Source organism: Bradyrhizobium sp. BRP23 (assembly GCF_020194135.1).
Classification (GTDB): Bacteria; Pseudomonadota; Alphaproteobacteria; order Rhizobiales; family Xanthobacteraceae; genus Bradyrhizobium; species Bradyrhizobium yuanmingense.
In genome coordinates this window covers 148648-159533 of record NZ_JADYVW010000015.1, presented here as the reverse complement: position 1 = coordinate 159533, position 10886 = coordinate 148648, and the positions used below count along the sequence as shown (strand labels likewise).

The 10886-nt window shown below is 66.7% G+C and carries 11 protein-coding genes; 8 read left to right on the top strand and 3 right to left on the bottom strand.

Annotated elements, in window-relative coordinates; translation table 11 throughout:
* Nucleotides 1-135: 135 nt before the first annotated feature.
* Complete coding sequence (locus I6F24_RS31070; RefSeq protein WP_036003242.1) at nucleotides 136-1077, top strand: hypothetical protein; 942 nt, start codon at nucleotides 136-138, stop codon at nucleotides 1075-1077.
* A 251-nt stretch (nucleotides 1078-1328) separates the two neighbouring features.
* Nucleotides 1329-2051, top strand: coding sequence for a bifunctional nicotinamidase/pyrazinamidase (gene pncA / locus I6F24_RS31065; protein WP_225151953.1), 723 nt, complete (start codon nucleotides 1329-1331; stop codon nucleotides 2049-2051).
* A gap of 149 nt (nucleotides 2052-2200) precedes the next feature.
* On the opposite strand, the gene grpE is transcribed toward pncA, so the two are convergent.
* Together grpE and hrcA are read right to left on the bottom strand one after the other, a co-directional pair.
* Entirely contained in the window at nucleotides 2201-2818 is a 618-nt protein-coding gene (gene grpE / locus I6F24_RS31060; protein ID WP_036003237.1) for a nucleotide exchange factor GrpE, read from the bottom strand.
* A 94-nt stretch (nucleotides 2819-2912) separates the two neighbouring features.
* On the bottom strand, nucleotides 2913-4001 hold the full coding sequence (gene hrcA / locus I6F24_RS31055) for a heat-inducible transcriptional repressor HrcA (protein ID WP_036003234.1): 1089 nt from the start codon (nucleotides 3999-4001) through the stop codon (nucleotides 2913-2915).
* A gap of 168 nt (nucleotides 4002-4169) precedes the next feature.
* On the opposite strand from hrcA, the gene rph reads away from it, so the two are divergent.
* The 3 genes from rph to hemW are packed head-to-tail and all read left to right on the top strand — an operon-like array spanning nucleotide 4170 to nucleotide 6674.
* Nucleotides 4170-4883 carry a ribonuclease PH gene (gene rph / locus I6F24_RS31050; protein ID WP_225151952.1) on the top strand — a complete coding sequence of 238 codons (714 nt, stop codon included), beginning with the start codon at nucleotides 4170-4172 and terminating at the stop codon, nucleotides 4881-4883.
* Between the two features lie 11 nt (nucleotides 4884-4894).
* Nucleotides 4895-5530 (top strand): RdgB/HAM1 family non-canonical purine NTP pyrophosphatase, encoded by a 636-nt coding sequence (gene rdgB, locus I6F24_RS31045; RefSeq protein ID WP_036003228.1) that lies wholly within the window; start codon nucleotides 4895-4897, stop codon nucleotides 5528-5530.
* Nucleotides 5517-6674 (top strand): radical SAM family heme chaperone HemW, encoded by a 1158-nt coding sequence (gene hemW, locus I6F24_RS31040; RefSeq protein WP_036003226.1) that lies wholly within the window; start codon nucleotides 5517-5519, stop codon nucleotides 6672-6674. Before rdgB ends, hemW begins: the two co-directional genes overlap by 14 nt.
* A 100-nt stretch (nucleotides 6675-6774) precedes the next feature.
* Here hemW and I6F24_RS31035 read toward each other — a convergent pair whose 3' ends face one another.
* A complete protein-coding gene (locus I6F24_RS31035) occupies nucleotides 6775-8007 on the bottom strand; it encodes a penicillin-binding protein activator (protein ID WP_051056860.1) in 1233 nt (410 codons plus the stop codon).
* A 354-nt stretch (nucleotides 8008-8361) separates the two neighbouring features.
* Between I6F24_RS31035 and rsmI the strand changes: the two genes are divergently transcribed.
* Genes rsmI through gshB form a run of 3 tightly spaced genes read left to right on the top strand, consistent with a single transcriptional unit; the run spans nucleotide 8362 to nucleotide 10655 of the window.
* A complete protein-coding gene (gene rsmI, locus I6F24_RS31030; protein WP_225151950.1) occupies nucleotides 8362-9312 on the top strand; it encodes a 16S rRNA (cytidine(1402)-2'-O)-methyltransferase in 951 nt (316 codons plus the stop codon).
* A complete protein-coding gene (locus tag I6F24_RS31025; RefSeq protein ID WP_036045010.1) occupies nucleotides 9299-9700 on the top strand; it encodes a YraN family protein in 402 nt (133 codons plus the stop codon). Before rsmI ends, I6F24_RS31025 begins: the two co-directional genes overlap by 14 nt.
* Before the next feature lie 10 nt (nucleotides 9701-9710).
* On the top strand, nucleotides 9711-10655 hold the full coding sequence (gene gshB / locus I6F24_RS31020) for a glutathione synthase (protein WP_036024326.1): 945 nt from the start codon (nucleotides 9711-9713) through the stop codon (nucleotides 10653-10655).
* The last annotated feature ends 231 nt before the right edge of the window (nucleotides 10656-10886 follow it).

The following is a 10886-nucleotide window of genomic DNA, read 5'->3' as shown; positions in this document are numbered from 1 at the left end:
CGCCCGCCCTGTTGCGGCGAGGCCAAACCGGCTAAAAGGCGGACCGACCGCACAGCCGGCGCAGCTGCTTCGCGCGACAAAGCGGCCCGGTGGCCGACCATCGAACGGCCTCAATGTGAACCAATCAGAGTGGCCATGAAGCTGATCCGCCCCCTCGCCGCGCTCGCCCTCCTCGCCGTAACAGCGCTTCCGGCCTTCGCCGCCGACGTCGTTTTCCCACCCGGCTTGCGTCTCGGCATGGTGCCGCTGATCGGCCTCAGCACGGCCAAGACCTTTCCGGGCTTCGAGAGCGAGGACGGCAACGTCAAGGTGCTGGTCACCGAGCTGCCGCCGGCCGCCTATGGCGAGGTCGTGAGCGCCTTCAATTCCAATCCCGGCGGGACCGGCGGCGTCAAGCAGGACAAGGTCGAGACCCCCGCAGGTCTTGCCTATTTCACCACCGAAAGCGGCAAGGCCGGGGATACGCCGGTGAAGCGGTATTCGATGATCGTGCCCGGCGCCGGCTTCTCCGGCTATGTCGCGGTGCAGATCCCGGAGAATGCGACCAAGATCTACACGGACGAGGCGGTGCGGCAGATGTTCGCGAGCGCCACCACCCGCAGGCAGGTCTCGGCCGAAGAGCAGATCGCGCTACTGCCGTTCAAGATCACCGATCTCGCCGACTTCAAGGACATCAAGACCCTGGCACCGGGCTCGAGCATCATCCTGGCCGACGGCGATGAGAGCGTGGGCTACGAGGCGAGGCCGTTCATGATCCTCGGCCTGATCGGCGCCACTCCGCAAGCCGCCGACGACCGCGCCCGCTTCGCCCGGGAGGCGGCGCTCCAGATTCCCGGCGTGCGCGAGTCGCGCATCACCATGTCCGAGCCGATCCGCATCAACGGCCAGCAAGGCTTCGAGACCCGGATCGACGGCGTCAGCGGCAAGGACAAGGTCCCGGTGACGGTGGTGCAGTGGATCCGCTTCTCGAGCGGCGGCGCATCATTGCGCATCATCGCCAGCGCCCCGCGCGACCAATGGCAAGCCGCCTTCACCCGCTTCCGCACCGTACGCGACGGGATTCAGCCGAAGGGGTAGGATCCGAGGCGGGGATCCATACCGCGCGATCTCACGGTTGCAGGCGGATGCAGCGCCGACGAAGAGTTGTCGCCACACTCCTTCCTGTGGTTATGGATCCCGGGCTCGCGCTTTGCGCGCCCCGGGATGACGATAATGTTGGGGCCGAGAGCCCAACCGCTCATCAAGCCCGGCTGCATTTTCAGGCTTCTGTTCGTATACGAACGGAACTAGGCTTCCTTCCGTTGGATCATCCTGGAGGGGAGGTAGACATGCTGGTTCGGCGACAGGTCTTGGCAATGCTTGGAACGACGGCGCTGGCTACGCTCGCGCCAATCGCGCTGTTCGCGGCCGCACCGATCAAGCCGGACGAAGCGTCCGCGTTGCTCGTGATCGACGTGCAGAACTGCTTCCTGCCCGGCGGCAGCCTCGCGGTGAAGGAAGGCGAGCAGGTGGTGCCGGTCATCAACAAGATCTCGAAGGCATTCGCGAACGTGGTGCTGACGCAGGACTGGCACACGCCGGGCCACGTTTCGTTTGCGTCGGTCCATTCCGGCAAGAAGCCGTTCGAGACCGTCGATCTGCCCTACGGCAAGCAGGTGCTGTGGCCGGACCATTGCGTGCAGGGCACCGAAGGCGCGGCGCTGTCGAAGGACCTGTCGATCCCGCACGCCGAGCTCATCATCCGCAAGGGATTTCACAAGAACGTCGACAGCTATTCGGCCTTCCTCGAGGCCGATGGCAAGACTTCGACCGGACTCGCCGGCTACTTGAGGGGCCGCAAGATCAAGCGCGTCTTCGTCGCTGGTCTTGCGACAGACTTCTGCGTCGCCTGGACCGCGCTCGACGGGCGCAAGGCCGGCTTCGAGGTCTATGTGGTGGAAGACGCCTGCCGCGGCATCGACACGCAGGGCTCGCTCGCCAAGGCCTGGGCCGACATGGCCAAGGCGGGCGTGAAGCGGATTCAGTCCGCGGATATCGCGGTGAGCGCGTAGGCGGGGCGACATCTTCCGTCATTCCGGGGCGCGCTTCAGCGCGGCTATGGTGCGCAATTTGCGCACCTGAGAATCCATTGTGCGGTTGTCCTGTTGTTCAATGGATTCCGGGTTCTCGACTTCGTCGAGCCCCGGAATGACGCCAACACTCAGTTCGCCGCGCTGCTCGATTCGTTGTTGTTCGCCGCGGGCGCAGTCTTCGCGCCGCCCTTGGCGACGCCGACCAGCGCCGGGCGCAGCACGCGGTCACCGATGGTGTAGCCGGCCTGCATGATCTGCACCACGGTGCCCGACGGCACCGACGCGTCAGGCACTTCGTACATTGCCTGGTGGAAGTTCGGGTCGAACTTCTGGCCCTGAGGATCCAGCTTCTTCACGCCGTGTTTTTCCAGCGCGTTGAGCAGCGCGCGCTCCGTGAGCTCGACGCCCTCGATCAACGAGACCAGGCCGGGATCGGCCGCAGCACGCGCCTCCGCCGGAACGGCATCGAGTGCGCGCTGGAGATTGTCGGCGATGTCGAGCACGTCGCGCGCGAAGCCGGTGATGCCGTAGAGGCGGGCGTCGGCGACTTCCTTGGCGGTGCGCTTGCGCAAATTCTCCATCTCGGCCAGCGTCCGCAGCATGCGGTCGCGCGCTTCAGCCGCTTCCTTTTGCAGGGTTTCGACCGAACCCGGCTCGGGATCGTCGGGCATGATGTAGGGTTTCGACACCACGGGCTCGCCGGTCGCTGCAGTCGTGTCTTGGGGTTGCCGGTCTTGCTCGGTCATCGGCTCTGATCTCGAACTCGTTTCAGGGATGTTGGCCCGGATATCGTGCTTAAGCCCGCGAAAATCAAGCGCCCGTGATCGGCAGAAAGGCCGGTCAGCCCCCCAACAGGCGGCTGACGATGCGGGCGGCGTAGTCCACGGTCGGGATCACGCGGGCATAATTCAGCCGCGTCGGGCCGATCACGCCGAGAACGCCGACGATGTGGCCGGCGGCATCCCGATAGGGCGAGATGATGGTGGACGACCCCGACAGCGAGAACAGCTTGTTCTCACTGCCGATGAAGATGCGCACGCCTTCGGCGGTCTCGGCCCGGCCGAGCAGATCGATCACGCCGCGCTTGGTCTCGAGGTCGTCGAACAACAGGCGAACCCGCTCCAGATCCTCCAGCGCGTGCAGATCTTCGAGCAGATTGGCGTGGCCGCGGACGATGAGCTGACGGTCCTCGCTCTCGCCGCCGGACCAGCTGGCGATGCCGGCCGAGATCACTTTCTGTGTCAGCTGATCGAGCTCGGCACGGGCCTCGCCGAGTGCGGTCTCGAGCTCGAGCCGCGCTTCGGCCAAGGTCCGGCCCCGGATCCGCGCATTGAGGAAATTGCCGGCCTCTGTCAGCGCCGAAGAGGGAACTCCGGGCGGCAGCGTCAACACGCGGTTTTCAACCTGGCCGTCTTCGCCGACCAGGATAACCAGCGCTTTTTCCGGTTCCAGGCGGACGAATTCGATGTGCTTCAGCCGCGCGTTGGATTTCGGCGTCAGCACGACGGCGGCGGCCCGGGTCAGGCCGGAGAGCCGCATCAAGGCCTGGTCCAGCGCCGCCTCGACCGATTGCGCCTCGCCGACGGACGAGAGCTGGCTCTGGATCGCCTGCCGCTCGGCCTCGTTGAGGTCGCCGACCTGCATCAGGGCATCGACGAAGAAGCGCAGGCCCAGTTCCGTCGGCAGCCGGCCGGCGGAGGTGTGCGGGGCATAGATCAGGCCGAGCTGTTCCAGATCGGCCATGACGTTGCGCACAGATGCCGGCGACAGCGGCATCGCAATCAGGCGGGAAATGTTGCGCGAGCCGACCGGCTCACCGGTCGCGAGATAGCTTTCGACAATTTGACGAAAGATGTCGCGGGAACGCTCGTTGAGCTGGGCAAGGCCTGCGCGCGGCGCGATCAGATGGATCGGATCGTGATGGGCCACAGACGGTAACTCCTCTCGGATCCTTATAATTTGTCCATCCGGGCCGCGTCTGACAAGCGTTGCGTTTGCAGGCCGACGGTCAGGGGGTGAATAAGCCCTTGCCGCCCACCCCCGCCCCACCTACAAGCACCGCGAACAGCCTATTCCCGTGAGTTTTGGAGATTTCCCATGCGGCCAAGCCGCCGTGCGCCCGACGAATTGCGCCCCGTGACGCTGGAGCGCGGCGTGGTCAAATATGCGGAAGGCTCGTGCCTCGTTAAATTCGGCGACACCCATGTGCTGGTCACCGCCACACTGGAGGATCGCCTGCCGCCGTGGCTGAAGGGGCAGGGCCGCGGCTGGGTCACCGCCGAATACGGCATGCTGCCGCGCGCGACCTCCGAACGCACCCGCCGCGAGGCCTCCGCCGGCAAGCAGAGCGGCCGCACCGTCGAGATCCAGCGCCTGATCGGCCGCTCGCTTCGCACCATCGTCGATCTCGAAGCTCTTGGCGAGCGCCAGATCACGGTCGATTGCGACGTGCTCCAGGCCGACGGCGGCACGCGCACGGCCTCGATCACTGGCGCCTGGGTCGCGCTTGCCGATTGCCTCAACTGGATGAAGGCGCGCAACATGGTGAAGGCCAACGTGATGCGCGACAACGTCGCCGCGATCTCCTGCGGCATCTACAACGGCACGCCGGTGCTCGATCTCGACTATGCCGAGGATTCGGAAGCCGAGACCGACGCCAATTTCGTCATGACCGGCGATGGCCGCATCATCGAGGTGCAGGGCACCGCGGAAGGCGAGCCGTTCACGCAGGACGAGTTCCTGAAGCTGATCGCCCTGGCGCAGAAGGGCATTGCGCGTCTGGTGGACTTGCAGAAACTGGCCGTGGCGTAGTCAATAGGCCCATGCACCGCCGAATCACCGACAAGCTCGTCATCGCCACCCACAATCCCGGCAAGCTCGCCGAGATGAGGGAGCTGCTCGCGCCGTACGGGATCGAGGCGGTGTCGGCCGGCGAGCTCGGCCTAGACGAGCCCGAGGAAACCGGCAACGATTTCCGCAGCAACGCCGCGATCAAGGCGATCGCCGCGGCGGAGGCGACCAAGCTGCCCTCCTTCGCCGACGATTCCGGCATCGTCGTCGACGCACTCGACGGTGCGCCGGGAATCTACAGCGCGCGCTGGGCCGGCCCGACCAAGGATTTCAACGCGGCGATGGCGCAGATCGAGCGCCTGCTGCAGGAGCGCGGCGCCACCACGCCGGACAAGCGCAAAGCCCACTTCGTCTCGGCGCTTTGTGTGGCCTGGCCCGACGATCATCGCGAGGAGGTCGAGGCGCGCGTCGACGGCACGCTGATCTGGCCACCGCGCGGCACAGCCGGCTTCGGCTACGACCCGATGTTCCTGCCGGACGGGCACAGCCGCACCTTCGGCGAGATGACCAGCATCGAGAAGCACGGCCTGCCGCCGCTTGGGCTCGGCCTGTCGCACCGCGCCCGCGCTTTTCGGAAACTGGCGGAGATCTGCCTTGAGCCGCGCTAACAAGGATGCGTTTGGCGTCTATGTGCACTGGCCGTTCTGCCTGTCGAAGTGCCCCTATTGCGACTTCAACAGCCACGTCCGCCACGCCGCGATCGACGAGACGCGCTTCGCCGCCGCCTTCGCCCGCGAGATCGCAACGACCGCCGAGCGCGCGCCCGGCCGCGAGGTCACCTCGATCTTCCTCGGCGGTGGCACGCCGTCACTGATGCAGCCCGCCACCGTCGGCGCGGTGTTAGACGCGATCGGCAAGCACTGGTCCGTCGCAGGCGACGTCGAGGTGACTCTGGAAGCGAACCCGACCAGCGTCGAAGCCACGCGCTTTGCCGGTTATCGCATCGCCGGCGTCAACCGCGTCTCGCTCGGCGTGCAGGCGCTCGATGACGCCTCGCTCAAAGCGCTCGGCCGCATGCACAGCGCGCGCGAAGCGCTCGATGCCGTCGCCATCGCGCGCCGCGCGTTCGACCGCTATTCGTTCGACCTGATCTACGCCCGCCCCGACCAGACGCCGGCGATGTGGGCGGGCGAGCTGCGGCACGCCATCGATGAAGCGGCCGAGCATCTGTCGCTCTATCAATTGACGATCGAGGAAGGCACGCCCTTCTTCGGCCTGCACCAGGCCGGCAAGCTGAAGACGCCGGACGAAGCGGTCGCCCGCGCGCTCTACGACGTCACGCAGGAGACCTGCGACAAGCTCGGGCTGCCCGCCTACGAGATCTCCAATCACGCGCGGCGCGGCGCCGAATGCCGGCACAATCTGGTGTACTGGCGCGGCGAGGAATATGCCGGCATCGGCCCGGGCGCACATGGCCGTCTCGACATCGACGGCGTGCGCCACGCCACCGCCACCGAGAAGCGTCCCGAGGCCTGGCTGATGCGGGTCGAGACCAACGGCGACGGTGTCGTCAGCGACGAGCTCCTCAACAGCGAGGAGCGCGCCGACGAATTCCTGCTGATGGGTTTGCGTCTCGCCGAAGGCATCGATCCCGAGCGCTACAAGGCCCTCGCCGGCCGCCCGCTCGACCCCCGCCGCATCGCGCTCTTGCGCGAGGAAGGCGCGATCACCGTGGATGCGACGGGACGGCTGCGCGTGACCAGCAGCGGTTTTCCGGTGCTGGATGCCGTGGTCGCGGATTTGGCGGCTTAGCGGATCTCGTAGCCCGGATGGAGCGTAGCGCAATCCCGGACGGTCTCACCGCGTGGACAGAACCCGGATTACGCTGCGCTCCATCCGGGCTACGAAACCATTACGCCCCAAAGCTCTTCGGCGAGCCCGCCACCGCAACGCCGCCGCCTTGCGTCACCTTCATCACCGCAAGTCCGCGTTCATTCGTGCCATCAGCACGGAAGCGGAACAGGCCGTCGATGCCGGCAAAGCCGGAGGGGTTGGTGAGCACGTCGGAGGAGAAGCGCTGGCCGCCTTGCGTGCGCGCCAGCGCGGCAACGAGCGCGACCGCGTCATAGGAAAGGGTCGCGGTGCGGATCGGCTCCGCGCCGTATTTCGTGCGGTAGCGGCCGGAGAAGGCGCGGAAGCCGGCCGGATCGGGCGCGGCGTAAAGGCCGCCCTGCAGCGCGGCGCTGGCATAGACGCGCGGATTGTCCCACAGGCCGGTGCCGAGCAGCTGGATGTTGCGCAGGTTCGCGCCCGCGGCCGTCATCGCATCCGCCACTGACACGACGGCATCGCCGTCATCGGCAATGAATAGCGCGTCCGCACTGCCGAGCTGCTGCGCCACGGTGCGCGCGGGCGTGGCGCGATCGGCACCGTATTTCTCGAACGCAACGATGCGCCCGCCGCGCCGCGGCACCGCCGCCTTCACCGCGGCCTCGACGACATTGCCATAGGCGTTGTCGGGCACCAGCACCGCGACGGAGCGCTTTCCGATGCCGGCGGAATATTCGACGATGCGGTTGACGTCGGACTCCGGCAGGAACGAGAGCAGATAGACGCCGCGTCCGGCGATGCTGGAATCGGTCGAGAAGGCGATGACGGAAATGCCGCGCGTGCGCGCGACCTGCGCCACCGCCGGCACCGATTGCGCGAACAGCGGCCCGAGGATGATCTCGGCACCCTCGTCGACCGCCTGCTGCGCGCCGGCCTGCGCGCCTTGCGGGCTGCCATTGTCGTCCTTGATCAGGAGCTGGATGTTCGGGTTCTGGAACTCGGCCAACGCCATCTCGGCGGCGTTGCGCATCGATTGCGCGGCGAGCCCGGCATTGCCGGCCGCGGAGAGCGGCAGGATCAGGCCGACCTTCACGCCGCCGGTGCCGGCGGTCGTCGCCTGCTGCTGCGGTCCTGCCGGCTGGGCCGGCGGCGCGGAGCTCGAGAACGGGTTGGAGAACTGGCTGAGGCTTTGCTGCACGCCGGCGCAGGCCGACAGCACGGGCGCGCCGAGCAACAGGCCGAGAGCAGTCCGCCGGGTCGCCCCTGGCGATGGGGATCCCGGAAGGTGAGACTTTGGATGACGCGGGCCGACCATGGCAGCTTCTCTTCCGACCCGCCGTCGCCGGCTGATCACGACATTGCTTTCCGCGACGGGGGGCCGCGGATTCAGGCAGTGTGTCGGCAAATAGTTAACCAAAACAAAAGGATAACAACCGCTTAACGCGGCCGCAATCCCGTCCCGGCAGCTCTTCGCCGTCACTCATTCACTCATCAAGGCGGCGTTTCCGTCGCGAATATGGCGCGAGGGCCCCTCCTGCCTCCCGGCGCGATCTCGACCGATCACATTCCCGTCCGTTCCTCGCCCCTCACCCGGATACGATCTTTGGGCACGATCTTTTTCGGCGAGCCGGTTCCCAGCCTTAGCGATCGTGCCTAAGTTGGCTCCATTATGCGCGCAAAGCCGGCCCCGATAAATACGCCTGAAGCTCAAGACGCCGCCTCGCACGGTTTCTCCATCGATGCCCATCGGCTCGCGGCGCCGAAGGCCGCGCCGGGCCTCCATCTGGTCGCGACCCCGATCGGCAATCTCGGCGACATCACCCTGCGGGCGCTGCAGACGCTCGCCGGCGTCGACGTCATCGCCTGTGAGGACACCCGCATCACACGCCGCCTGACCGAGCGCTATGCGATCACGGCCCAGCTCAAGCCATATCACGAGCACAATGCGGAGGCCGCGCGTCCCAAAATCCTCGAAGCCCTCGGGCAAGGCGGCTCGGTCGCGCTGGTGTCGGACGCCGGCACGCCGCTGATCTCCGATCCCGGCTTCAAGCTGGTGCGCGAGGTCTGCGCCGCCGGCCATGCGGTGTATGCGCTGCCCGGCCCGTCCTCGGTGCTGGCCGCGCTGTCGGTCGCCGCGCTGCCGACCGACCGCTTCTTCTTCGAAGGCTTCTTGCCGGCGAAATCAACCGCGCGGCGCAGCCGTCTCACCGAGCTCGCCCGCATTGACGCGACGCTGGTGATGTTCGAGTCAGGCAACCGCGTGCAGGATACGCTGGCCGATCTCGCCGAGATCATGGGGCCGCGCGAGGCCGCGATCTGCCGCGAGCTGACCAAGCTGCATGAGGAGATTTCGCGCGCCACGCTGAGCGAGCTGGCGCGCGAGGCTGCAACGCTGGAGACACGCGGCGAATTCGTGCTGGTGATCGCTCCGCCCGCGGCCGACGCCGAGGTTCTGACATCGGACGCGCTCGATAGTCTGTTGCGCGAGCAGCTTGCCGCGCACAGCGTCAAGGATGCCGTGGCGCACGCGGTCGCGTTGTCGGGCCGTCCGCGCCGCGAGGTCTATGCCCGCGCGCTCGAGCTCGCAAAGGACTCGCGGGGCAGCGATGGCGAAGACTGAGATTCCTGCGGAACCGAAGGTCGCGTCGCCCGAGCGCGTCGCGGCGTTCCAAACCGGTATTTCCGCGGAGAGCCGCGCCGCCGCCTACCTCATGGCCAAGGGCTACCGCATTCTCGCCAAACGTTACCGCACCCCGCATGGCGAGATCGACATCGTGGCGCGGCGCCGCAACCTGATCGCCTTCGTCGAGGTCAAGGCCCGCGCCACGCTGGACGAGGCCGCTTTCGCCGTGACGCCGCGCCAGCAGCAGCGCATCATCGACGCCGCCCAAGGCTGGCTCGCAGCGCATCCCGAGCATGCCGAATTCGAATTGCGATTCGACGCCATGCTGATTGCGCCGCGCTCGCTTCCGCGCCATCTGTTGGCGGCATTCGACGCCTCGACCTGAAAGGCAGCCCATGAAACTGAACGTCGCCGTCCAGATGGACCCCATCGCCCGCATCAACATCAAGGGCGATTCCACCTTCGCGCTGCTCTTGGAGGCGCAGAAGCGCGGCCATGGCCTGTCCTATTACACCCCCGACAAGCTTTCGATGGTCGGCGAGGAGCTGGTCGCGCCGGTTCAGCTCCTGACCGTGCGCGACGAGCCAGGCGACCATTTCACCCTCGGCGAGCCCAGGCGCGAGGCGCTGAACGGGTTCGACGTGGTGCTGCTCCGCCAGGATCCGCCGTTCGACCTCGCCTACATCACCTCGACGCATTTCCTGGAGCGCATCCATCCGAAGACGCTGGTCGTCAACGATCCCGCCTCGGTGCGCAACGCGCCGGAAAAGCTGTTCGTGATGAATTTTCCGCAGCTGATGCCGCCGACGCTGATCTCGCGCGACCTCGATGAGATCAACGCGTTCCGCGACAAGTACGGCGCGGTGGTCATGAAGCCGCTGCACGGCCATGGCGGCGCGGCGGTATTCCGCGTGATGCCGCAGGACATGAATTTCGGCTCGCTGTTCGACATGTTCTCGGTGACGTTCAGGGAGCCCTGGGTGATCCAGCAATTCATCCCCGAGGTGAAGCACGGCGACAAGCGCATCATCTTGGTCGACGGCGAGTTCGCCGGCGCGGTGAACCGCGTGCCGGCCGCCGACGACCTCCGCTCCAACATGGTGCGCGGCGGCGCGGCGCAGGAGACGGAGCTCACCCCGCGCGAGCGCGAGATCTGCGCCACGGTCGGCCCGGCGCTGCGCGAGCGCGGCCTGCTGTTCGTCGGCATCGACGTCATCAACGGCAATCTCACCGAGATCAACGTGACCTCACCGACGGGCATCCGCGCCATCGCACGGCTCGGCGGCCCGGATGTCGCGGCGAAGATCTGGGACGTGATCGAAGCGAAGCGGAAGAAGTAGAGCTCTGCGCGCAGCCCGGATGGAGCGTTAGCGAAGTCCGGGATGCTAACGACGTATTCACCATGACGCCGCGCGCGCCGTGCGAACGTACGTGCCCGCGTAGGTGAAACTACGGGGCTGTTGGCCGACCCAATAACGCCGCGTTCACCATCTGCCGAAAACCAGCATCGCGGCCGGCGATCACGTTCGGCCTCGCAACACCCCTTATACTTTTGCTGCCTACTCATCGAT